Raw genomic sequence first — 23,305 nt, forward strand, 5'->3', positions numbered from 1 at the left:
GGGCATCACACAAATTCAGAACACCTATCAGAAAGGCATATTGGAACTGTTGCCTCAAAGCCTGGATCGCTGAATGCAATAAAACGAGCATTTCTATGAGATTACGAAAGAAATGCGCGAAGGTCAGCTCTCCTGGCTTACTCTCGCCTAAAAACGGACATCCCGCTAACGGCCCACTTTCCGAGTTCGATTCATGCCATACCCACACGGGCATACATGTTTCCGTGCTTCCCGCAGGAAACCGATTTTCGCTAAGCTGAACAAATGGTGCTGCTAGAGAGAATTGAACTCTCGACCTCGTCATTACCAATGACGCGCTCTACCACTGAGCTACAGCAGCCGGACCATTTTGCTTCGTTGGTGTTGGCCGCCGCGACGGGCGGTTTCCAACCAACCGCGGGCCTAAGACCAAATGGTTACCATCTTGTCAAGCGGAGTTGCGTTTTTCGCGGGATAGTGCAATCAGACGCCATGCCAAAACCGCAGCCAAAATCCGAAAAGATACGCAAAGAACAAGAGAAAGCCGAGCGATTGGCTGAGCAACTTCGTGCCAATTTGCGCCGCCGCAAGTCCCAGGCCAAACAGCTGGTACCCAGCGATGGCGGCGACGGCAAAGCCTAGTCCTCGGCGTTCACGACCGCCCGTTCTGGCTTTATAATTTCGAAATCGCTAACCGCCTCGATGAATTTTGCGGCTACCGGTTCAACCTGATCCGTCTCCGGATCAAACCAGACATAGGTCAGCTTGACCACATTGAGCAGCTCTTCACCGCGCAAAATATGCACCAGCAACGAATAGCTGGTCCGGCCAAAGCGAGTGATCCGGACCGCGACATCAATCAGGTCATCCGCCTTTGCCGGCGTACGGAAATCCACTTCAGCATGGCGCACCCAATTGTCACCGCCAAAATGCTGCATGAAACCGCCAAGCATATCGCCTTCGCCTTGCGGACCATTGTCCGCCATCAAAGCGCGCATATATTCGGTCAGACCAACGTCGGCAAAGACCAGATAGTTGGCGTTAAAGACAATGCCTTGCAAATCGCATTCGGCGTAGCGCACACGGATCGGCGTGATTAGCCGAAAACCGTCGCGGAGATTTTTCTGTTCTGTCATGAGGCTGGCTCATTCCCCAGCCTCATGAGACTGTCAACCGCCTTAGCCCGCGTTCATGCAAAAGGCATTCAGCTTATTGCCATCCGGATCGCGAAAATAACCGGCATAAAAGCCTCCCTCGCCGCGTGGTCCCGGAGCGCCTTCATCGCTGCCGCCATGGGCCAACGCGATGTCATAGAGCCGCTGCACCTGATCATTGTCCTTGGCTTCGATCGCGACCATCACACCATTGCCGACGCTGGCCGCTTGACCATCAAAGGGTTTGCTTGCCGCTATGCCGGCCGCACCCCCCATTTCGCCCCAAGCAATGAACTGGTCGGAATCCATCATCCGTCCAACGCCCATTTCTTTGCCAATGGCATCGTAGAATTTCGCCGCTTTCTCCAGGTCATTCGTACCCACGGTGACATAGCCGATCATGTTCTTCCTCCTTGTTATTGAGTGAGAACATTAGGAGAACATATGGGTCACGTCAATAGGGTCAGAGCGCTGCTGTCTGCGCCTCCAGCCATGTCAGCGCTTCGCCATCCAGCTGCGGCGCAATCGTTGCGCGCACCTTGGCATGATAGGCATCGACCCAATGCCGCTGGCTATCAGATAGCAGCGAGACATCGATCAATCTGCGCTCCAGTGGCGCAAAGGTCAGCGTCTCGAAGCCGAGCATCGGTTGTTCGGCGCCATCTATGATGCGTTCTTCGACCAGAATCAGATTTTCGATACGGATACCAAATCCATCTGTCTTGTAATAGCCAGGCTCATTGGAGCAGATCATGCCCGCCACCAGCGGTTCGTTAAAGCCGCTATTGGCCGCGATCCGCTGGGGGCCCTCATGAACCGCCAGATATGCGCCGACGCCATGACCGGTGCCATGGGCATAATCAACGCCATCAGCCCAGAGATATTGACGGGCCAATATGTCCAATTGGCCGCCAGTGGTGCCTTTCGGAAAAGCCGCCTGTGCCAAAGCAATATGACCTTGCAACACCTGTGTGTAGCGTTTGATCATTTCTGCCGTCGGTTCTCCCACTGCCATTGTGCGGGTGACATCCGTTGTCCCGTCGCGATATTGCCCGCCGCTATCCACCAGATAGAGCGTGCCTGTTTCGATCTTGCGATTGGTTTCTTCATTCACGCTATAGTGGCAGAGCGCGCCATTGGGGCCTGCGCCCGAAATCGTCCGGAAGGACAGGTCCAGCAACTTGTCCGATTGGCCCCGAAATTCAGCCAGTTTTGCCGCAACCGACAATTCATCATGGCCGCCTTTGGGAGCTTCCTGGGAAAACCAGTGGAGAAAGCGACTGAGCGCTGCGCCATCACGCGCTTGTGCCGCTTTGTGGCCGTTTACTTCGGTTTCATTTTTGATCGCTTTGGCCAATATCGTCGGATCGCGCTTTTTGACAATATGCGCGCCTGCACCTTCCAACTGTCCAAATATCGCAGCAACCGAACGTTCCGGATCCACACCGACCTTCCGGCCTTTATATTCGTTCAACGCTGCGGGAAATTCATCATAGCTCCGCAATCCCACCGCATTTCCGAGATGAACCCGCACTTCGTCGGTCAGCTTTTCGGGTGCGACAAACAGCTCCGCGCTGCCGTCAGATTTGACAATCGCATAACCGCGCGGGACTGGCGTGTTGGCAATATCTTTGCCCCGAATATTAAACGCCCAGGCCACGGAATCGAGCGCGGCAATGACGGTGGCATCTAGGCCTTCGGCTTTGAGCCATGCCGCGATATCCGCGCGTTTGTCATTGGCGCTTTTGCCCGCAAATTCATCCGGCTGCACATCAAGCTTGGCCAAAGATGGCTCGGGCTGATCTTCCCAAACCTGATCGATAGGATTGACCTCAACGGCCACCAGCTTTGCACCGGCCTTGTCCAGCTTGGCCGCAGCCGACTTCGCCCAGTCCTGCGTATGCAACCAGGCATCATAGCCAATAGCAGAGCCTTGCGGCGCGTTAGCGCCCAGCCAGTCAATCACGCTCTGGTCGGCAGTGCCGACATATTCATATAGCTTGCCATCAACCTGATCCCGCACCTGAATCGTGTAACGGCCATCGATGAAGATCGCGGCTTTGTCTTTCAGCACCACCGCAGAACCAGCAGAGCCACCGAATCCCGTCAACCAGGACAGCCGCTGCGCATAATCGCCGACATATTCGCTCATATGTTCATCGCAGATGGGAACAACAAAGCCATCGAGGCCATCTTTTTGCATTTGTTCCCGCAACGCCTTCAGGCGGGTTTCATAGGTGGACATCAACATCGCTGAGCAAACTCCTTGAATAAGCTTATCCTGCAACACATAGGGGTTCCAAGCCCAATTCGCCACCAAATTCAGGCCAAAGAAAAGCAGAATATATGACCGAGAAGCTGACCCGACCGCCACTCGCAGACCAACGCTCGCATAGTTACGAGCGACACGGATATGTCGTAAACGATCCGTGGCACTGGCTGAAAGACCCGCGATATCCGGTTGTCGAAGACGAAGATATTCTCGCCTATCTCAAGGCAGAAAATCAGTGGTTTGAGCAGAATATGGCCGATCGCAAGCCGCTGACCGAAACTTTATTCCAAGAGATGAAGGCGCGGATCAAGGAGGATGATAGCTCGGTCCCGCAAAGAGATGGGGACTGGATCTACTGGAGCAGGTTCGAGGAAGGCATGCAATATCGCCAGCATTGGCGCAAAGCGGCGGCAGGCGGCGAAGACCAATTGATGCTGGACGAGAATATACTGGCCAAAGGGAAGGAATATTTCCGCCTCGGAGCCGCATCCGTATCCCCCGACGGACGCTTGCTAGCTTATGCCTATGACGACAACGGGTCGGAGCGGTTTGAAGTCCGGTTCAAGGATCTGGATAGCGGTGAATTGCTGCCCGACGTCATCCCCGGCACCCTGTCGAGTCTGGTCTGGTCTGCCGATTCAAGAAACCTGCTCTATGGCCTCGCCAACGAACAATGGCGCACCGACAATGCGCGGCTCCATGTCTTGGGCAGCGACATTGCCGATGATGTCGAACTCTATCATGAAGACGACGAAGGTTTCCGCGTTGGCATCGGCCTGACTCACTCGGAAAAATATATCGCCATTTCCAGCGGTGATCATGAAACCAGCGAAGTCAGACTGGTACCCACCGACAATCCGCTGGCGGAACCGATTTTGGTATCAGCGCGTCGGGCTGGCCGCGAATATGAGGTGGAAGAGCATGACGGCACGCTCTACATTCTTACCAACGACAATCATGTGAACTTCCGGCTGGTGACGGCGTCAATCGAAAGCCCCTCCGATTGGACAAGCCTGATTGCCGGGTCGGATGATTTCTATCTAACGGATGTCTGCACATTCAAAAATTTCTACGTAACCGAAGGGCGCGAAAACGGGCTCGATCAGATTGCGATCAGATCCTATGACGATCCCGCCAAGATAGAATATATCGCCTTTCCCGAAGCCAGCTATAGCGCCGGCCTGGATGACAATCCCGAATATGATGTCGACAAGCTCCGGATCGGCTATGATTCCATGATTACGCCCGGCACGGTCTACGACTATCATTTGACCGACAAATCGCTCGAAACGCTCAAGGTACAAGAGATTCCTTCGGGCTATGACGCCAGCCAATATCAGACCGAGCGGTTGATGATCGCAGTCCGTGACGGGACCTTGGTGCCGGTATCATTGGTCTATCATAATGACACCAAAATCGATGGCAGCGCGCCGCTGCACCTCTATTCCTATGGCGCTTATGGCTATGCCGTGCCGCCAAGCTTCTCGACCACGCGGCTAAGTCTGGTCGATCGCGGATTTGTTTATGCGATTGCCCACATCCGCGGCGGCGATGACCTAGGCCGCAACTGGTATCTCGACGGCAAGCTGACCAAGCGGACGAACACGTTCAACGATTTCGTCGATGTCGCAAAAGGATTGATTGCCAAGGACTATACAAGCACAGGCCGGATCACTGCCTCTGGCGGCTCCGCGGGTGGCGAACTTATGGGCGCGATCGTCAACAGCGACCCGGAACTATGGGGTACAATCGTTGCACATGTCCCCTTTGTCGATGTGCTCAACACGATGCAGGATGAGAGCCTGCCTTTGACCCCGGGCGAATGGCCCGAATGGGGCAATCCAATCACCGACAAAACGGCGTTCGAATATATTCAAAGCTATTCCCCTTATGATCAGGTGAGTGCGCAGGCCTATCCACCGATGTTGATCACCGGCGGGCTCAACGATCCCCGCGTGACCTATTGGGAGCCAGCGAAATGGACAGCCAAGCTGCGCGCAACCAAAACGGATGATAATATGCTGCTGCTCAAGACCAATATGGGGGCCGGCCATGGCGGCAAGTCCGGCCGATGGAATGCACTCGAGGAAACGGCCGAAGAATTCGCATTCATCCTGTGGCAAATGGACATTGCCCCATGAACCGGCGAGAATCCGAACCAGAAATACCGGATTCGGGATTTGCGCTGTCGATCACTGCCCAGCCAGAAGACATAGACGAGCTCGGTCATGTGAACAACGCGGTCTGGGTGCGCTGGATTCAGGACATGGCAACGGCCCATTGGAACGCTGTCGCGCCGGCAGCCGCTATTGAACAATATATCTGGGTCGTCACCCGTCACGAGATTGATTATCGCGGCAATGTAGGGGCTGGCGAGACCGTTACCGGACGCACCTGGATTTCCGAACCGCCCAAAGGCGCGCGCTTCTGGCGCAACGTCAGCTTCACCGGGGCCGATAGCAAGATCAAGGTCGCCGCGAAAACCAACTGGGCGATTATCGATCGAACAAGCAGCCGGCCGGTTCGTGTGCCAAAGGATCTGGCAGATCTTTTCCTAAAAAATTAGGGCGCCGGAATGGGAGTCGACGGCGCTAGAGGAGATGGTTGATCCACCCGCTCCCCTTCAGCGGTGCGCAATTGTTGTGGTTCCAATATTGCCGCGGTTTCAATGACATCCAACGCGCGCCGTGCTTCATTATAGCGGCGGGCTTTTTCCATCCATTGGGAAGCGTCTTCGTCTTTCTCAACTCCCGCCAATTTTTCGATTTCCGCAATCGCCGCATCGACGTTGCCGGTTTCGACATAGCGTTTCGCGCGAATGAGGCGCTGTTCCGGTGCCGGTGACGGTGTGCCTTCGCGGCGAATGATGAACAGTTCGGACAATTCCCGTTGAAAATCAGTCCAGAAGCCTGCTCCACTTGATCCAGTCGTCAAGGTTGGCCCCAATTCATCCAGCCCTGCCGAGAGCTCTTCTAAAGTGACCGGTTGGCGCGACGCATTGACGATCGTCGTCACAGCTTTGGGCTGTGCATCTCCGAAGCGAAGGCGCAATTGCGATTCAATATAACCCAGAGGTGATCCGCGATCGAGCGCACGGCGTGCAGCAAAAGCGATCAGCAAGCCTTCGGCTCGGGCAGCATTACCAGAAGCGGCCTGGGCCTGAACATTGATGCGCGACAAGCGGTCTTCCAGATCAGCAACGCGCACAGCGAGCGCTCGCTCCAGATCGGGTGTTAGTGCCGACACTGCCGGTTCCGCCGATTGTGAAGGCGCAGGCAGAACGCTTCCATCCGCATCAATCCGGTTGGCAAGGGCGGTCGCTGGATCAGGCTCCGCGATGACCGCACCTGACGGGGTTGCGATCGCCGCGGCTTCCGTTTCAGAGCTGTTTTCAAACGGATTGTAGCGCGACAATATCCAGCCGGTCAGGATCACCCCGCCGATGAAGGCAACGATCATCAAAATCAGCACATTGCGCGTCAAATTGCTTTTGCCCGTTGATGGCGAAAGCCTTTCATAATCCCGGCTCATTCCGGCTCCTTTGCTTCAATCCGGCGCCTGAACAGGCCAGATCCTCTCGTTACTAGAGGCATAGTCTGCTGGCTAGGGACAGTAAAGCGTCGTCGTCCGGCTGATCCGCAACGTGCAAACTTTTCCAGCCATTTCCTGCCGCTTCTGCAACCTTCGCGGAAAAGGCCAGCATATGATATCTGCTTTTCGGTAAATATAAGCGGTCCAGTTCCGCCGCCAGATGCTGGGCTGCGCGGGCCGAATATAACAGAATAGCCGTTTCTTCCGCGAGACAGGCTTTTGCCTGCTCGCCCAGTTCACAAGCTTGCGACCGATAGACCGGCAAGATGTGCAAATGCCGTTCCGGAGCAGAAATTTCGGTATATTGTTCCCCGGTCAGCCACAAAATATTACGATATTGATCTGCGGTCGAATGATCCAGGAGATCCTGTGCGCCGGCTTGCCCCGTCTCGACGACCTGAAATCCCGCATCTGTCGCCGCCGCCGCCGTCTTCTCGCCGACCGCCAACACCGGCAGGGATTGATATATATTCAAATCTGCGCCGCCAAATTTCAGGGCGTTGGCGCTGGTTAGCAGCAAAGCATCAAATTCTGCCGTTTTCGGCGCCAACCATGGAACCGCCTCGATGACAAACAGAGGATCAACAACCACAGACAAATCTAAACCCCTTGCCCGCCGCTCGGTCTGCAACGCCCCATCAAGCGGGCGAAGGATTAGCAACGGCAGAGTCATCGCCCGAACACGGCCTTCAGATCTGCGCTTGCCTGACCCACAAGCTTGTCCGCCAAAATGCGCGGCGCGGATATATCTCCGGTTTCAAAACTGGACTCACCGGCGACATGCTCCGAACCGTCGGGCAGCAATATCTCGGCCCGTAGATGAACCATGGTGCCATCGATCGTCGCCAATGCAGCAACCGGGCTGTGACAATCTGCGGTCAATCGCTCCAAAAACAAGCGCTCGGCCGTCACAGCGCGAAATGTGTTTGTGGAAGATATGGCCCGCAACAGCCGACGGACGTGACCATCATCGGTTCGCGATTCCACTCCGACTGCTCCCTGTGCTGGAGCCGGAAGCATGACCTCGTCGGATATGTCGATCCCGACATCCTCCATATCCAAACGGTTCAAGCCCGCTGCGGCCAACAGAGTCGCGTCATATTCCCTGTCTTCTATTTTTTGCAGGCGGGTCTGCACATTGCCGCGGATCAGCCTGATATCGAGATCATGTCTTTCCCGCAGAAGCTGGGCCTTACGACGCGGAGATGCTGTGCCGACAACCGCGCCCTTGGGCAGAGCCTCTATCGAATCTGCGCCGATCAACCGATCATGAATATCGGCGCGATCCAGCATCGCCGCAAGGATGAACGCGCCTGGCCGGATGGTTTCAACATCCTTCATACTATGCACCGCGCAGTCAATTTCACCGGTCCCGAGTGCGCGATCCAGCTCTTTGGTCCAAAGCGCTTTGCCGCCAACTTCCGCCAGCGAACGATCGAGGATCTTATCCCCGCTTGCGATCATCGGCACCAGTTCCACTTGATCGGGCCGCCAGCCATGAAATGACAACAGCGCGTTTGCGGTCATCCTTGCTTGCGCCAAAGCCAGTGGTGATTGACGCGTGCCTATGCGCAGCGGCCTATCCACACCGGCGAGAATCTCTTTTTTACTGTCTTCGCTCATGATAGCGCTTGTCCTAATGGCTTGAGCGCTTAAGTAAAAGCGTCATGAGCCTGATCTTGGGAATAGAATCCAGCTGTGATGAAACAGCGGCCGCGTTAGTGACGTCCGATCGAGAGATTCTGGCGCATCAACTGGCTGGGCAAGAGGACGAACATGCCCCTTATGGCGGCGTGGTTCCCGAGATTGCCGCTCGCGCCCATGCTGAAATATTGACGCCGCTCATAGCAGCGGCGCTCGATGAAGCCGGAAAATGCCTTGATGACGTCGATGCGGTTGCCGCCACTGCGGGCCCGGGTTTGATCGGCGGCGTAATGGTCGGCCTCGTTACGGGTAAAGCACTAGCCATGGCGGCAGACAAGCCCCTGATTGCGGTCAACCATCTCGAAGGCCACGCGCTATCGCCACGACTGGTCAATCCGGACTTGGCCTTTCCCTATTTGCTCCTCTTGGTGTCCGGCGGTCATTGCCAGATTTTGCGCGTTGAAGGCCCTGGCCAATATCGGCGCCTGGCCACCACGATTGATGATGCAGCCGGAGAGGCTTTTGACAAGACCGCCAAAATATTGGGTCTCGGCTATCCCGGTGGACCCAAGGTCGAGGCCATGGCCCAAGACGGCGATCCCAAAGCCGTCCCTTTGCCACGTCCGCTGATCCGCTCCAAAGAACCCCATTTCTCCTTCGCTGGCTTGAAAAGCGCGGTGGTGCGCGCGCACCATAGTGGCGATCACCAATCTGCAGATATCGCAGCTTCCTTTCAACAGGCCGTCGTCGATTGCCTGCGAGACCGTTTGGAAAAAGCCATTCGCGACCATGGAAGCTGCGCGAGCCTGGTGGTTGCCGGCGGGGTCGCCGCCAATACACCGATCCGCGCCATGCTCGAACAAGTAGCAGATGCTCATGAAATGGCCTTCACCGCACCGCCGCACTGGCTCTGTACCGACAATGCCGCAATGATCGCCTGGGCTGGCGCCGAACGGTTTGCTGCGGGCCTCACCGATCCATTGGATTTCGTCGCCCGTCCGCGCTGGCCGCTGGACCCGAACGCCGAGAAAGCCCGCGGCGCAGGGGTAAAGGCATGACGACGGCATCCGCTAAAATCGGCGTCGTCGGTGCCGGGGCCTGGGGCACTGCCTTGGCTCAGGTTCTATCAGAAGGGCAAGACAGGCTGCTGCTTTGGGCCCGTGAGCCCGAGATTGTAAACCAGATCAATCAGCAGCACGAAAACCAGTCTTTTCTCCCTGATCATCCGCTTCGCAATACTATTCAAGCAACGCAGGATTGGGATGCGATGGCAGCCTGCGACGTGTTGTTGATGGTGACACCGGCACAACATCTGCGCGCTAGCCTTCAGGCACTGCCCGCATCCGACGCAACCCTGGTCCTTTGCTGCAAGGGTATTGAAGCCGAGAGCCAGATGCTGCTGAGCGAGGTTGCCAAACAAGAGCGACCACAAAACACCCTCGCTGTCTTATCCGGCCCGACCTTTGCCCATGAAGTGGCTCAAGGGCTGCCGACTGCTCTGACGCTTGCCTGTGAGGACGAGGCCTTGTGGGATCAACTCAACCCGCTAATCGCAAAAACCTCCTTCCGTCCCTATTTTTCGGACGATATCGTCGGCGCGGAAATCGGCGGCGCGGTCAAGAATGTGCTGGCCATCGGATGCGGTGTGGTCGACGGTGCCGGCCTGGGTCAAAATGCACGCGCGTCTCTGATCAGTCGAGGCTTTGCGGAAATGATCCGCTATGGCGAGGCCCGCGGAGCACGGTTGGAAACGCTCTCCGGTTTATGCGGGCTGGGAGACTTAGTGCTAACCTGCTCTTCTACCAGTTCCCGTAATTTTTCGCTCGGAAAGGGATTGGGACAAGGCCAATCGGCACAAACATTGTTGTCCGACCGGACCACGGTCGCCGAAGGCGCCTCAACCGCCCCCGTTCTTCAACAAGATTCCAACGCACGCGAAGTCAATATGCCGATCGTCGATGCCGTCTGCGCTTTGCTGACCGGAGAGGCTGACGTTCAGTCTGTGGCCACCCAACTCATGAAAAGGCCGCTGGTTTCTGAACGTAAATAGACCGGCGAGGCATGGTGATGACAATTGCACGAAACTGCTATAGACCGTCGCCCTTCAAGCGGGCCAGCCGGAGAGCATTTTGAACAGTCCTGAACCAACAGGCACGGCTCGTGCAGCGCCAGCGGATGGCGATACGGCTGCTGAGAAAAGCAAAGATGATATTGCCGCACTCGCAAAAGGTGGCCGGACCAATATATTCGGATTTCTTCTGCGCCTGGCCGCGCGCCTGCCATTTCTGTTCATTGCCGGCCGCATATACGGAGCCGAAGCGCTCGGCCGGTTTGCTTATGCAATTCTGGTGGTGGAATTTGCGGCGCAACTCGCAACCCTGGGCTTGAAACGCGGGCTAGCGGCCCAGTTGAGCAAAACCCAGCGACCGCATGTGCATGTGGTCTGGGATGGCCTGCTGGTCAGCTTCGTGGCCTCCGCTGTGGCAGCAGGGCTATTGATCGCATTCCCGTTCATCATGTTCCCCAATAGCGAGATCAACGGCCTCGACCGGTTCTTGCCGCTCGTCATATTCACCATCGTCGGCGCAGATATAGCGCTAGCAGCCCTCGCCTATCGGTACGACATTGCCTCAACCGTGCGCGCGCGATCGATTGTCGAGCCTTGGACCATCAGCATTGCCGCCTTTCTCTTTTCTTATTATTCCCTCCGCGACGGCCTGATCATTTCTTATGTCGTATCGATGGTTGCGGCGCTGCTCGCGTCGCTTTGGCCGTTGTTCAAAAGCTATGGCTTGCCGCATGGCTGGCGACCGGAACCGTTGAAAATCGCGAGAATGGCAGGGCGCAATATGCCGCTCGCCGCTGCTGATGCTGCCGAATGGGGGTCCCGTCGATTGGATCTGGCTATTCTTGGGCTGTTTGCGTCGCCGGCGATTGTCGGCATCTATTATATTGCCCAGCAAGTGGCGAGCCTGCCGCAGAAACTCAAAACCAGTTTTGATCCTATTTTGGGCCCGGTCATCACCCGCAATCTGGAAGCTGGCAATATGAAAGCCATCGCCAGTCAGGTGAGTCAGGTCGGCTTCTGGATCATTGCCGCACAAATTGGCATTGCCTTGGCCTTGGCGATTCCAGGAGAAGCCGTAATGGGACTGGTCGGACCGAATTTCGTTGGCGGAACGGGCGCCCTTGCCTTCTTACTGGCTGCTGAAGCGGTGGCGGCGACGGCGGTGGTCAGCGAATCTGCGCTCGTCTATATTGCACGCCATCGCAACCTGTTGATATCACTATCGATGCTATTGCTGCAAGCGGCGCTTAGCGTGGCATTCATCCAGATCTGTATGCTTCTGGGCTGGGGACCGTTGTTTCAGGCCGCAGCGGTCGCAGCGGCTCTAATGGTCGCTCTCGCTTATGCTTCGATCGTGAAAGCCATATTCCTATCGAAACTGTTGGAAGCGCCGGTCAACGGTTGGCGCTGGACGTTGCTGCTCGCCGTCGGCGTAGCGAGCGGCATTGGTTATCTTGCCACCTATCTGCCTGAATGGGCGGAATTGATCGTCGGCATTCCGATGATCCTAGGCAGCTACGCCTGGATCATCTGGAGATGGGGTTTTGGTCCGGAAGACCGCAAATTGTTTAAAATGAAAGACTGATCAACCGAGCCGGTTTTTGACCAGTTCCTGCAAATCGGCTTCCGGACGCGCGCCATAATGCGAAATCACCTCTGCTGCCGCGATAGCGCCAATGGTCAGGCATTCTTCCATCGGACGTTGCTCGATATAGCCACTCAGGAAGCCCGCGGCAAAAAGATCTCCGGCGCCAGTCGTATCCAAAATTTGGTCGACGGGTTCCGCAGCAACGGCAAAAGTCTTGCCATCACGAACGGCAATCGCACCCTGTTCGCTTCGGGTCACGACAAGAGTTTCGACTTTGGCGGCTGTTTGCGCAACAGCAGCATCAAAATCCTCCGTTTCGGCCAGCATCATGACTTCCGCTTCATTGGCGAACAGAATATCGATCTTGCCGCCATCGACCAGGCCCACGAATTCTTCCCTATGCCGGTCCACACAGAATGTGTCGGATAGGGTGAAGGCAACCTTGCGGTCATTTTTGCGAGCGATATCGATACCCAGGGCCATCGCCGCCTTGGGTTCGTCGGCATCCCACAAATAGCCCTCGAGATAAAGAATAGCGCCGCTCGCGATAAGATCAGCATCGACCGCTGCCGGTGGCAGAAACTGGGAAGCGCCCAGAAAGGTATTCATGGTCCGTTGCGCGTCTGGCGTAACAAAAATCAGGCAGCGCGCCGTGGGAGGCTCTTTGCCGAGCGGAGGCACATCAAAGTCGATTCCCGTCGCACGAATATCATGCGCAAAAACTTCGCCAAGCTGATCATCGGCCACTTGTGCAATCAGTGCGCATTGGCGCCCCAGGGTGGATGCTCCGGCAAGCGTATTCGCTCCCGAACCGCCGCTTACTTCCCGTGCAGGCCCCATATCCCGGTATAATGCTTCCGCCCGTTCGGCATCGATCAGGGCCATGCTGCCCTTAACCAACTGCTCCTCGTCGAGGAAACTGTCGCTGGACTGGGAGATTACATCAACAATCGCATTGCCGATGGCGACAATATCGTAACGGGCTTCAGTGGTCATAAAAAGTCCTTTTGAGGCTGATTTCATTCTTTCCGGTGCGTTAGGACTTTGGCTGGTTGCCATCAAGCAGAATTGACGTTGGCCAGACAATCATGACATGGAGCGCAAATGTTTCAGGCCTTTTCCCGATCCCTCGCGCAGCTCAGCGACAAAGCCATATTGGTGATCCTGCTAAAGGTCATTCTTCTGACCCTGCTGTTATTTGTTGTTTTTGGCGTGGCGGCATATTTCGCTCTGCTTTGGCTATTCGCTTGGCTGGGCTGGACGGATGGCGGCTTGGCAGCCGCCGCCGGTGCCGCAGTGATCGCCATATTGACCGGCCTTTTGCTATTCCGGATAATTGCGATCTTTGTGCTCAACATTTTTTCGGATGATATTGTCGATGCCGTCGAGCGACAATATTATCCGGATCGCGCAGAAACGGCGAGACCACCGAGCTATGTGCTCGGCATCAAAATGGGCCTCGCTTCCGCCGGACGGGCATTGGGTTATAATCTTCTGGCGGTGCCGGTATATTTGGTGTTGCTCGTGACCGGAGTAGGGCTTCCCATTGCATTTTTCTCGGTCAATGCCGTTCTGCTCGGCCGGGATTTGCAGGACATGGTCGCCGCTCGCCACATTGCGGACCATCAAAAACTGACGGCTGAATGGAGTCTTCCCAAGTTGGAACGCTTCTTCCTCGGGCTGGTGAGCGCATTGTTGCTGGCCATCCCCTTTGTCAATTTCCTTGCACCGGTATTGGGAGCCGCTATGGCTACCCATCTGGTTCATGGGAAGAAGGAAGAATGATCCGCATGAAAGCCAAATGTCTAGTGCTGCTGAGCTTACCCGCACTCGCCGCCTGCGCCTCTACTAACGCGACAACGGGGCCTAGCCTTCCACCTGCGGCGGCATCTCCGCTTAATTCAGTGGCTGGTCTGGATGCCGTCATGGGCAAAACAGCCGGACAGCTTATCCGCCTCTTCGGTGACCCACAATTGGATTTGGCTGAACCGCCGGCCCGGAAACTCCAGTTCGGCAGCGGCGCATGTATATTGGACGCCTATCTCTATCCTTCAAAAAATGGCGGCACCAGTCGGGTTACCCATATCGATGCCCGCCGCAGCGATGGCGCAGCCGTCGACCGGGTCAGTTGTGTCAATGCGCTAAGGTTGCGCTAACGCCAATTGATCAAGCGCCCAATTGGCTGCTTCTCGGATCGTCTCATCGCCATCACTCAATAGCGCCTGAATTGGCCCTATCAACGCTATATCTCCGCTATTGCCAGCAGCGATCAACGCATTGCGCACCATCCTGTCACGACCGCTGCGCTTGATCGGAGAGCCCGAGAAGACCTGACGGAATCCGGCATCATCAAGCGCCAGAATATCCGCTAAAGCCGGGGCAGCCAATTCCGCGCGCGGCAAGAAAGCCTTGTTTGCCGATCCCGCTTGCGCAAATTTGTTCCACGGACAGACGGCCAGACAATCATCACAGCCATAGATATGGTTGCCCATCTCCTTGCGATATTTGTGCGGGATGGGCCCCTTATGCTCGATCGTCAGATAAGAAATACAGGCCCGTGCATCGAGTTTATAGGGTTCCGGAAAGGCTCCGGTCGGGCATATGTCCTGACAGGCCGAACAGCTGCCGCAACTGTCCTTTCCCGGCGTCGATGCCTGCAGATCCAGAGTTGTGTAAATAGCGCCGAGAAACAGCCAGCTCCCGTGATCCCGACTGACAACATTGGTGTGCTTGCCTTGCCAGCCCAATCCCGCTGCTTCGGCCAAAGGCTTTTCCATCACCGGGGCTGTGTCGACAAAAACCTTTACCTCGCAGTCCGCAGTTTCAACCAGCCAGCGGGCAGTCCGCTTCAGGGCGCCCTTCACAACATCGTGATAATCCCTGCCCTGCGCGTAAACAGATATCCGGCCATGATCGGAAATATCTTCTAGCGCGAACGGATCGGTTGCGGGCGCGTAGCTCATGCCCAGCATGATGATCGAGCGAACGTCAGGCCATAACGTCATCGGGTCAGATCGCTCATCCGACCGGTTCGCCATCCAGATCATATCGCCATGGCAACCGTCCGCCAGCCATTGCTGCAAGCGCTGTTGGGTTTTGGGTCCCAGCGTGGCGGGCGCAATACCGACAGAGGAAAAGCCCTCCTCGATCGCCTTTTTTTCGATCGCTTTTGCCAATCTTAACTTGTCATCCGCCATAGGGATTCCCTATCAATCACTCCTGTCAGATATGAAAGCCGTAAATGCACGCGTCACCTTCCGAATTTGCCATAGAGGCCCGCAATATTGTCAAAAAATTTGATGGCGACGCCGCTGTCGACGGCATTGATCTGACGATAGAAAAAGGCAGTATTTTCGGGATATTGGGCCCGAACGGAGCCGGAAAAACCACGACGTTACGGATGCTACTCGGGATTATCGATCCCGACGAAGGCGAGCGGTTTCTGCTGGGATCATCGGAACCGATTTCCAAAGCACATCAAGTGGGTTACCTCCCCGAAGAACGCGGCCTCTATCAATCCATGAAAGCCTTTGATGCCATTGCGTTCATGGGTGCCCTGCGCGGCCTGCCGCTGGCGGACGGTCGCAAACGCGGACGCAAGATGATGGAAGATCATGGGCTTGGCGATGCCGCCGACAAGCAGATCCGGCAGCTATCCAAGGGCATGGCACAGACTGTGCAATTGCTCGGCACCCTCGTCCACGATCCCGATTTGATCATTCTCGACGAACCATTTTCCGGCCTTGATGCACTGAATCAGGGCAAGTTGGAACGATTGATCCGCGATCAGGCTGACAAGGGCGTCACGATCATTTTCTCAACCCATGTGATCGCCCATGCCGAGCGCCTTTGCGAAGAGATCGCCATTATCGCCGACGGGAAAATCCCCTTTAAAGGCAAGGTTTCAGAGGCCCGGGACCGGTTGCGTCCCCAAGTGCATCTCGAAACACGGAACCTGGATGGCCCATGGCGCTCGGCCATCCCTGCAGACTGTAAGCCGCTGGGTCATAATTGGCATTTCACATTGCCGGAAAGCGGTGTCGAACCCTTGCTCCATGCCTTGGTGGAAGGCGGTGCCGGTATCGAATCCCTCTCGATCGAACGCCCCGGCCTCCACGACGCATTTGTCCAAATCGCCGGTGAAGCGGCCGCCAAGAAAATGGATGCCGATGCTGCCGCCAACGCTATGGAGACAGCAGCATGATCGAGACCATCCGCGCCGCCTTCGTCATTGCCCGCCGTGATTTCACCGCGATCATATTTTCGAAATCCTTCTTCTTCTTTTTGCTGGGACCGTTGTTTCCACTGGGAATAGGAGTTGCAGCCGGCGGACTTGGATCGCAGGTCTCCCGGGATATTGACAATCCGGTCATTGGTGTCGCCATGACCACAGAAGAGGCTGATAGGTTGCTTTCAACACGATTGCGGCTATCCAAAAGCCTCGGTTCAAAAGCACTTCCAGAGCTGATTGTTTTAAAGGACTTTTCCGGAAGTGAAGCCGATATAATTGCAAAATTGAACAGCGAAAAATCGTTGGCTGCCGTGCTTTCCGGGACGCTGACAGCCCCTATGCTGACGGGATCGGAGAGAGACGTCAAGCGATGGCAAGGGAAGATCGCTCTGCTATCAGAGACTGCGCTTTCGCAGCCTGCAACCGTCGATATTGCAACCACATTTGTCAGGCAGACCAGCAGCTCAAGCGAACGGAACCAGCTGGTGACGGCGCAAGTCGGGCAAGCGATTCTCATCCTGCTGACCATGATATTGGCCGGGATGGTTCTATCCAATCTGGTCGAGGAAAAGACCAACAAGATCATTGAGATTCTAGCCGCGGCCATTCCGATGGATGCGATTTTTCTAGGCAAGCTGTTCGCCATGCTGGGCATGGCACTTGTTGGCATTGCGGTGTGGAGCACAGTGGGTTTCACAATAGCCCTGCTGGTCGGAGGAAATTGGGGAGCCCTGCCCTCTCCTGCAGTCGGCTGGCCCCTATTTGGCCTGTTGATGATATTGTACTTTTCTATGGCCTATTTGCTTCTCGGTTCATTGTTCCTCGGAATCGGCGCGATGGCCACGACCGTGCGCGAGGTGCAAACCCTGTCGATGCCGGTCACCATGGGTCAATTGCTTGTCTTTTTTCTGGCATATTCCTCCATCACCAAGCTCGGTGAATCGGTAGAATGGTTCGCGGTCCTCTTTCCGTTTAGCTCCCCCTTTGCGATGATCGCACGGGCGGCACAGATGGACAATATCTGGCAACATGGCCTCGCGCTGGCTTGGCAGGGTCTTTTCACGATGATCATCATCCGCTTTTCGGTGATGCTGTTCCGTCGCAATGTGATGAAATCCGGACAGTCCGCCCGCAAAAAGAGCCTGTTTGCCAGAGTGACCGGCAAATAGTCTCCAGATTCGCGGTTTTTGGCGAAAAGACATTGACATTACTGTCAATAGAGGCAGATTGAACGCGTTTTGAAACGCAACCGATTGCTGACACAAGCAACGGCAGGAGAGACTTATGGCTTCCGTCCCGCAAATTGATCTGAATAATCTGACCACTTCCCCCACTGCCGATGAAGCGCTCGAAGCGTGGTATGTGCGCAACCCTCCTATTGCCGATGGCGATGCCAATCCCTGGGATGTGAGTCGGGCCGATTTGTATAGCAAAGATCTGTGGCGCAAACCCTTTGCGGAAATGCGCGCTCAGGCCCCGATCAACAAGGTCGAAGGCGGCGTGCACGGCGACTATTGGAACATCACCACCTACAAGCCGATCCAGCATGTAGAAGCGCTGCCGGATATCTATTCTTCCGATGTAGAACATGGCGGCATTACCATTGCCGATCCCGACTTTGATCAGGACTTTCAGCTTCCGATGTTCATCGCCATGGATCGACCCAAGCACACGGGCCAGCGCCGCACCGTTGCACCAGCATTCACGCCGACCGAGATGAAACGGATGGAAACGGAAATCCGGAAGCGCACAGAAGAAGTGCTTGATGACCTGCCATGGGGCGAAAAATTCGACTGGGTCGACAAGGTTTCGATCGAACTCACCACCGGCATGCTTGCCATTCTGTTCGGCTTTCCATGGGAAGACCGCAGATTGCTGACCTACTGGTCCGACTGGGCTGGCGATGTAGAATTGTCCGTCGCAGAAGATCTGACCGAACAGCGCCGCCAGATCCTATTCGAAATGGGCGCCTATTTCACCCAGCTCTGGAATGACCGGGTGGACGCAGAGCCGACCCCCGATCTCATCTCGATGATGATCCACTCCGAGCATATGCGCGATATGGATCCGATGGAATTCATGGGCAATCTGGTGCTGTTGATCGTTGGCGGCAATGACACGACCCGCAACACCATGTCAGGCGTCGCTTATGGCCTGGGTCAATTTCCGGAAGAACGGGCAAAACTGCAGCAGAACCCCGATCTCATTCCCAATACCGTGCAGGAAATCATCCGCTGGCAAACGCCGCTTGCGCACATGCGGCGCACCGCGCTGGAAGACCACGACCTGTTCGGCCACCAGATCAAAAAGGGCGACAAGGTCGTGATGTGGTATATTTCGGCCAATCGTGACGAAGAAGTTTTTCCGGAAGCGGACAAAATCAAAGTCGATCGTGAAAATGCGCGCCGCCATCTGGCCTTTGGCTATGGCATTCACCGCTGCGTTGGCGCCCGTTTGGCCGAACTGCAAATCCGGATATTGCTCGAAGAAATGCACAAACGGCGGATGCAGGTTAATCCAACAGGCAAGAATCGCCGGGTCCATGCATGTTTCGTCCACGGATTCCGCGAACTGGAAGTTGAGCTGACCAAATATTGATCAGTTCCTGTTCAGGCGCAAATCTGTAACCAATCTGCTTCCGGGGTCGAATGATTTGGGAATATTGAGAAGGACTGCAGATGAAAAGCGTTGATCGTCGCACCATAATATCCGGCACTCTCGCGGCTACCGGCGCAATTGGGATTGCCGGCCTTACCGGGCTGTTCGGCGGTACCAAGGCGCAGGCCGGCGGGACGTTCAAAATCAAACGCACGCCGGACCAATGGAAACAACGACTGGGTCCCTCACGCTATCGCATTTTGCGCCAGGCAGGCACAGAACGTGCTTATTCCAGCCCGCTCAATGCCGAAAAGCGCGCGGGCGTCTTCGCCTGCGCCGGTTGCAACCTGGGTGTCTACAAGTCAGACACAAAATATGACAGCCGCACGGGCTGGCCGAGCTTTTGGGCACCGATCGCCAAAAACCGGATTGGCACCACCACAGATTATAAAATTGGCTATGCGCGCACCGAAGTCCACTGCGCTCGCTGCGGCGGGCATCTGGGACATATTTTCAATGATGGCCCCAAACCAACCGGAAAGCGGCATTGCATCAACGGTCTCTCGCTGAAGTTTATCCCAGCCTAAACCGGAAGCTCAGCTTTCCGGCGCCTCGACCTGTTGCCAGAATTCCAGCTTGATTCCGTCACAATCAAGGATCCAGGCAAATTGGCCATATCCTTCATCAACCTGTCCCAGAATTTCTAAACCTTTGGCCTTGAGCTGCTCAACATAAGCGTCCAGATCATCTACCCTCAGGTTGATCATGAACGGCGCCTCGCTGGGTTTTAGATAATCGCTGTCTTTGGCAAAATGACTGATCAAACTATAGGGGCTTTCCCCTTTTTCATCCGACCAGTTGAGCATAGGACCATATTCTCCGTCCAAGCCCAGATATTCCTTGTACCATTTGCGTGTTGCGGCTGGATCTTTCACCATGTGAAAAACTCCGCCGAGGCCCGTGACCCTTGCCATATCAATCTCCATGGTTCTTGTTATTATGCGACCATCGATTGAAATCATATCATATTTTACATAGTGTTACGCAAGTCTTTTGACACCACTCGCCAGACCAGCAGCTCATTGTCCCGTAAATAGACAGGTTGTAACCAGTCCAGCTTTTCGCCTTTCACCAGCAGAGACCATAGGCCTTGCGGGTGTTTTTTTGCGTAAAAGGCCAGTTCGGGCTCCGCTTCACAGGCAACAATATAGCGAATATTATGCTCTTCCAAGAGATTGCGGGCCACTTTCGGTTTAGATGTAAAAGCTCTTATCTGATCGGCCATTGCCTTGTCATTGCGATGATGGCTGGTTGCAAGCACATGATGGGGCGTCAGCAACAAGATCCGTGGTCCATAGTCAAATGGCGCAAGAATATTGGCGCGTGGCAAAGCGTTGAGCCGAGCCAGAGATTCATTATTTTCGCATATCGCAGTTTCTGATTTTGCTTCACCCTGTTCTTCATTGCCTGTGATGCCTGAGAAAAGCGCAATGGCAAGCGGTCCGGGCATGATCAGGAAAATGACCGAAGCCGTGGCCAATATCCGCGAAACAGGTCGCTTGATGCCACGCGCCCAGATAAAAGCTCTATGCACTGCCCATGCCATGAACGGCAGAGCAAAGGCAGCTGCAACCGCAGTTGCGCGCTGGACAAACAGTGACAAAAGCAACGCCCAGAGAAATGCATAAGCGAGGACCAGCAATTTGTTGCGATCAATCTGACGGGATTGCGCACGGACGATATATATCAAACTGCCCAGTCCTACGATGATCGAACCTCCTAGCAAGGTGATCATGGTCTTCGGATTTTGGTACCAGATAGGCAGGCCTTCAAGGATGTTGACCAGCCAATATTTGCGGACCAGCGGGTCCATGGTATTGAATGCACCGCCGATACATTGCGGTGCAGAATGATGCAGGACTGCCAAGGCCGCGATGCCTGCGACTGCGAGACTTGCGATCCGCAAACCGATATTGGACGGCAGCAATTTGATAGCCGGCAACATGATGGCTGCACCGACTGTGCAAGCGAATAGGTGCGCTGGAGAGATGGCATCGCAATAGTTGCGGGCGCTATCAAAGCTCCCTTGCGACGCCAGATACAGAATGAAGCTGGATGTGAGAAAAGATAGCAGCGTCCAGAACAGTCGAACCCCTTCCTCGGTCTTGAATATCCAACGGAACGTCAAGAGCACGACAAAGGCTACCGACAAAGGCAGGCCTTCCAGAGAGATTGAGAGCCAGAGCGCGAGCGCTGCCCCCATTGCCAAGCCGCCCTTGCGTTTGTCCGGCCAGAACATGGTCCATAGCGCCATCAACGCCAGAACAATCTGCCAGCCATGATGATCCACCCGCATAGGCCGGATTTGGGCAACAATGGGAACAGCAGTGGCCGTCAAAGCCCCCGCCAGAATCGCAACCTTGCTATCAAACACATGTTCGCTGATCTTGAAAACCAACCACATAGCGATTCCGAGAGTCACCAGCGGTATGATGACCATCGCGGCCGTTTCCGCACCGGTCGCACCAATCAGCGGCTTCAGAAGCAGAACCACCAATGCAAGTGGCAGTTCGATCCAGCGCGGCCAGTGCATCGGCTGACTGTCAGGCTCACCGATCCGATATTGGGTTGTGTCGAACCAGTTTTGTCCGCCGAGCCAATCGCGCAGCTGGACCATGCGAAGCTGATCGTCTGGATCCCAACCAATGCCGGTCATAATCTGCCCGCGCGTGACCAGAATAAGCACCACGCAGACCGCGAGCCAGATCAAAAATAACGGGAATTTTCCACGCAAGCGATCCAAAATCTTACCCCTTGGGTTGAGAGTTTTTGGCCTTCAGATACAGCCATGGAACCCGTTCAGGATCAAATTGCGAACGATGATGGCGGTCAAAAAATGGCGGCATATGATCGCCAACCAGCAAAATGTCCGCTTCCGGAAAATCACTTGCGGTGATCTCCGCAATCAGGGCCTTATCGATATCATCGAATATAGAAAACTGGCGGCAAATCATCGGATAATCACGCGCCAGCGCAACAGAGACCTTCTCGCAATTTCCAGTGTCGAGATTCTGTTCTGTCGGTACGGGCAAATGCGTGTTCAACGTCAACCAATATTGAAACGTCGGTTGCTTTGCCTGCTTCAAATTCTCGGCAAGCATTTTTGGCACGTGACGATCGCAAGCACCGGCAAAAACGCCGCCGCACCATTCTGCGCCACGCTGCTCCAGATCTGCGGCAAATTCACGTTTCTGGAAACCGATCTTGGGATACCAGGTAGCGCGCTTGAAAAATGGCGCTTTGAAACTGTGCATCGCTTGGGTGGCATAGCCCTTTTTGGCCAGTTGAGCGGGCAGGCAATCAAGAACCTTCGGATCGTCGGTTTCAAGCAGCTCGTAATAGTCGCCCCAGCGACCGCATAGTTCGCGTACTTCGCCAGAAGTGGTACTATTATAATAGAGGCTGCTGCCTTGGCTAACCTCATAGCGCGCCTTGATCATACTATCGTTATAATAAGCAAACAGCTTGTCGGACATCGCTTGATTGTCTTTTGGCATGCCGAGCGATTCAACCATGATCAACACCAGATGGCGTTTGCCATCCGCACGCGCGGCAAAGCCGGATTTGTTGATAGCGGATTCGAACGTAGCACCGACCGGGGCCGGCCGGAAATAGTGACCGCGCATCCCCGCGCCGACAGCAGAGTCAGCACCAACGAGGCCAAAGATAAGAACGCCTCCCAACAGGATATGCAGTGGTTTGGCAAAATTGGTATCGCGCTTCAGCAGGAACCAGCTGCCAATCCAGATTCCCACTATGACCACCGCAGCGGCGATATATTCCATCGAATTGCTGGGTTTTATCTCTGCAAAAAACTGCAGAGAGTAGACCAGCGAATCCAGCGTAAGACTGAACAGTCCCGACACAAATGAGAGCAATGAAAAGACCATCACGCCAACAAAAGCAATCCATTGGACCACACGTGGCATGCGTTTTACAACAAGCCCCACCAAACCGGCCATCGCGATTGGGATTGCACGCGGGGGCGCACCGACCAGCCACATAGCCATGAACGGAATATTGGCCAAAACGATCCAAACGAGAGCCCAGTTCATGAATCGGGTAAAATCGGGACTGAAGCGATGCTTGCTGACCGGCGCATCTATGGTTTTATCCATGT

At 55.2% G+C, this 23,305-nt stretch carries 24 protein-coding genes and 1 tRNA gene; 12 read left to right on the forward strand and 13 right to left on the reverse strand.

Annotation, left to right across the window (positions count from 1 at the left end; all coding sequences use genetic code 11):
• A partial coding sequence (locus tag ABJV08_RS00005; RefSeq protein WP_348422299.1) for a hypothetical protein occupies positions 1 to 214 on the reverse strand: 214 nt, incomplete at its 3' end.
• A gap of 51 nt (positions 215 to 265) precedes the next feature.
• A tRNA-Thr gene (locus tag ABJV08_RS00010) sits at positions 266 to 340 on the reverse strand.
• Between the two features lie 131 nt (positions 341 to 471).
• Here ABJV08_RS00010 and ABJV08_RS00015 point away from each other — a divergent pair.
• Entirely contained in the window at positions 472 to 621 is a 150-nt protein-coding gene (locus tag ABJV08_RS00015) for a hypothetical protein (protein ID WP_348040006.1), read from the forward strand.
• On the opposite strand, the gene ABJV08_RS00020 is transcribed toward ABJV08_RS00015, so the two are convergent.
• The 3 genes from ABJV08_RS00020 to ABJV08_RS00030 all read right to left on the reverse strand — a co-directional run bounded on the left by ABJV08_RS00020 (position 618) and on the right by ABJV08_RS00030 (position 3,378).
• Positions 618 to 1,115, reverse strand: a complete 498-nt coding sequence (locus ABJV08_RS00020) for a thioesterase family protein (RefSeq protein ID WP_348040007.1) — start codon at positions 1,113 to 1,115, stop codon at positions 618 to 620. The two genes, ABJV08_RS00015 and ABJV08_RS00020, sit on opposite strands and share 4 nt — an antisense overlap.
• Positions 1,116 to 1,157: 42 nt before the next feature.
• Positions 1,158 to 1,535, reverse strand: coding sequence for a VOC family protein (locus tag ABJV08_RS00025; RefSeq protein WP_348040008.1), 378 nt, complete (start codon positions 1,533 to 1,535; stop codon positions 1,158 to 1,160).
• Positions 1,536 to 1,596: 61 nt separating this feature from the next.
• Positions 1,597 to 3,378 (reverse strand): aminopeptidase P family protein, encoded by a 1,782-nt coding sequence (locus tag ABJV08_RS00030; RefSeq protein WP_348040009.1) that lies wholly within the window; start codon positions 3,376 to 3,378, stop codon positions 1,597 to 1,599.
• Positions 3,379 to 3,479: 101 nt separating this feature from the next.
• On the opposite strand from ABJV08_RS00030, the gene ABJV08_RS00035 reads away from it, so the two are divergent.
• Positions 3,480 to 5,546, forward strand: coding sequence for a S9 family peptidase (locus tag ABJV08_RS00035; protein ID WP_348040010.1), 2,067 nt, complete (start codon positions 3,480 to 3,482; stop codon positions 5,544 to 5,546).
• Positions 5,543 to 5,971 (forward strand): acyl-CoA thioesterase, encoded by a 429-nt coding sequence (locus ABJV08_RS00040; RefSeq protein WP_348040011.1) that lies wholly within the window; start codon positions 5,543 to 5,545, stop codon positions 5,969 to 5,971. Before ABJV08_RS00035 ends, ABJV08_RS00040 begins: the two co-directional genes overlap by 4 nt.
• Here ABJV08_RS00040 and ABJV08_RS00045 read toward each other — a convergent pair.
• The 3 genes from ABJV08_RS00045 to hemC are packed head-to-tail and all read right to left on the reverse strand — an operon-like array spanning position 5,968 to position 8,619.
• Entirely contained in the window at positions 5,968 to 6,936 is a 969-nt protein-coding gene (locus ABJV08_RS00045; RefSeq protein ID WP_348040012.1) for a mitofilin family membrane protein, read from the reverse strand. The two genes, ABJV08_RS00040 and ABJV08_RS00045, sit on opposite strands and share 4 nt — an antisense overlap.
• A 52-nt stretch (positions 6,937 to 6,988) precedes the next feature.
• The gene (locus ABJV08_RS00050) at positions 6,989 to 7,669 is read right to left on the reverse strand and encodes a uroporphyrinogen-III synthase (RefSeq protein WP_348040013.1); all 681 of its coding nucleotides are present in this window, start codon (positions 7,667 to 7,669) and stop codon (positions 6,989 to 6,991) included.
• Positions 7,666 to 8,619, reverse strand: a complete 954-nt coding sequence (gene hemC / locus ABJV08_RS00055) for a hydroxymethylbilane synthase (RefSeq protein WP_348040014.1) — start codon at positions 8,617 to 8,619, stop codon at positions 7,666 to 7,668. The genes ABJV08_RS00050 and hemC overlap by 4 nt, the downstream gene beginning before the upstream one ends.
• A 44-nt stretch (positions 8,620 to 8,663) precedes the next feature.
• Here hemC and tsaD point away from each other — a divergent pair, with 44 nt between their 5' ends.
• The 3 genes from tsaD (at position 8,664) to ABJV08_RS00070 (ending at position 12,293) form a co-directional block, all read left to right on the forward strand.
• Positions 8,664 to 9,698, forward strand: a complete 1,035-nt coding sequence (gene tsaD / locus ABJV08_RS00060) for a tRNA (adenosine(37)-N6)-threonylcarbamoyltransferase complex transferase subunit TsaD (RefSeq protein ID WP_348040015.1) — start codon at positions 8,664 to 8,666, stop codon at positions 9,696 to 9,698.
• Positions 9,695 to 10,690, forward strand: coding sequence for an NAD(P)H-dependent glycerol-3-phosphate dehydrogenase (locus ABJV08_RS00065; RefSeq protein WP_348040016.1), 996 nt, complete (start codon positions 9,695 to 9,697; stop codon positions 10,688 to 10,690). Before tsaD ends, ABJV08_RS00065 begins: the two co-directional genes overlap by 4 nt.
• A 160-nt stretch (positions 10,691 to 10,850) precedes the next feature.
• Entirely contained in the window at positions 10,851 to 12,293 is a 1,443-nt protein-coding gene (locus ABJV08_RS00070) for an oligosaccharide flippase family protein (RefSeq protein ID WP_348040207.1), read from the forward strand.
• Here the strand turns inward: ABJV08_RS00070 and ABJV08_RS00075 are convergent, their stop codons facing one another.
• On the reverse strand, positions 12,294 to 13,292 hold the full coding sequence (locus ABJV08_RS00075) for an adenosine kinase (RefSeq protein WP_348040017.1): 999 nt from the start codon (positions 13,290 to 13,292) through the stop codon (positions 12,294 to 12,296). It abuts the gene before it with no gap.
• Between the two features lie 108 nt (positions 13,293 to 13,400).
• Here ABJV08_RS00075 and ABJV08_RS00080 point away from each other — a divergent pair, with 108 nt between their 5' ends.
• Together ABJV08_RS00080 and ABJV08_RS00085 are read left to right on the forward strand one after the other, a co-directional pair.
• Positions 13,401 to 14,081, forward strand: coding sequence for an EI24 domain-containing protein (locus ABJV08_RS00080; protein ID WP_348040018.1), 681 nt, complete (start codon positions 13,401 to 13,403; stop codon positions 14,079 to 14,081).
• Positions 14,078 to 14,452 (forward strand): hypothetical protein, encoded by a 375-nt coding sequence (locus ABJV08_RS00085; protein ID WP_348040019.1) that lies wholly within the window; start codon positions 14,078 to 14,080, stop codon positions 14,450 to 14,452. The genes ABJV08_RS00080 and ABJV08_RS00085 overlap by 4 nt, the downstream gene beginning before the upstream one ends.
• Here ABJV08_RS00085 and queG read toward each other — a convergent pair.
• Complete coding sequence (gene queG, locus ABJV08_RS00090) at positions 14,438 to 15,493, reverse strand: tRNA epoxyqueuosine(34) reductase QueG (protein WP_348040020.1); 1,056 nt, start codon at positions 15,491 to 15,493, stop codon at positions 14,438 to 14,440. The two genes, ABJV08_RS00085 and queG, sit on opposite strands and share 15 nt — an antisense overlap.
• 44 nt (positions 15,494 to 15,537) lie before the next feature.
• Here queG and ABJV08_RS00095 point away from each other — a divergent pair, with 44 nt between their 5' ends.
• From ABJV08_RS00095 to msrB, 4 genes are all read left to right on the forward strand, one after another.
• A complete protein-coding gene (locus ABJV08_RS00095) occupies positions 15,538 to 16,500 on the forward strand; it encodes an ATP-binding cassette domain-containing protein (protein WP_348040021.1) in 963 nt (320 codons plus the stop codon).
• On the forward strand, positions 16,497 to 17,696 hold the full coding sequence (locus tag ABJV08_RS00100) for an ABC transporter permease (protein WP_348040022.1): 1,200 nt from the start codon (positions 16,497 to 16,499) through the stop codon (positions 17,694 to 17,696). Before ABJV08_RS00095 ends, ABJV08_RS00100 begins: the two co-directional genes overlap by 4 nt.
• A gap of 115 nt (positions 17,697 to 17,811) precedes the next feature.
• Positions 17,812 to 19,125: a cytochrome P450 gene (locus tag ABJV08_RS00105; protein ID WP_348040023.1), complete on the forward strand. Its 1,314-nt coding sequence runs from the start codon at positions 17,812 to 17,814 to the stop codon at positions 19,123 to 19,125.
• A gap of 80 nt (positions 19,126 to 19,205) precedes the next feature.
• Complete coding sequence (msrB, locus tag ABJV08_RS00110; protein ID WP_348040024.1) at positions 19,206 to 19,712, forward strand: peptide-methionine (R)-S-oxide reductase MsrB; 507 nt, start codon at positions 19,206 to 19,208, stop codon at positions 19,710 to 19,712.
• A gap of 9 nt (positions 19,713 to 19,721) precedes the next feature.
• Here the strand turns inward: msrB and ABJV08_RS00115 are convergent, their stop codons facing one another.
• The 3 genes from ABJV08_RS00115 to ABJV08_RS00125 are packed head-to-tail and all read right to left on the reverse strand — an operon-like array spanning position 19,722 to position 23,303.
• A complete protein-coding gene (locus tag ABJV08_RS00115; protein WP_348040025.1) occupies positions 19,722 to 20,099 on the reverse strand; it encodes a VOC family protein in 378 nt (125 codons plus the stop codon).
• Between the two features lie 56 nt (positions 20,100 to 20,155).
• The gene (locus ABJV08_RS00120) at positions 20,156 to 21,928 is read right to left on the reverse strand and encodes a hypothetical protein (RefSeq protein WP_348040026.1); all 1,773 of its coding nucleotides are present in this window, start codon (positions 21,926 to 21,928) and stop codon (positions 20,156 to 20,158) included.
• Positions 21,929 to 21,932: 4 nt separating this feature from the next.
• Positions 21,933 to 23,303 carry a sulfatase-like hydrolase/transferase gene (locus ABJV08_RS00125; RefSeq protein ID WP_348040209.1) on the reverse strand — a complete coding sequence of 457 codons (1,371 nt, stop codon included), beginning with the start codon at positions 23,301 to 23,303 and terminating at the stop codon, positions 21,933 to 21,935.
• Positions 23,304 to 23,305: the final 2 nt, after the last annotated feature.

This window comes from Parasphingorhabdus sp. (assembly GCF_039982395.1).
Classification (GTDB): domain Bacteria; phylum Pseudomonadota; class Alphaproteobacteria; order Sphingomonadales; family Sphingomonadaceae; genus Parasphingorhabdus.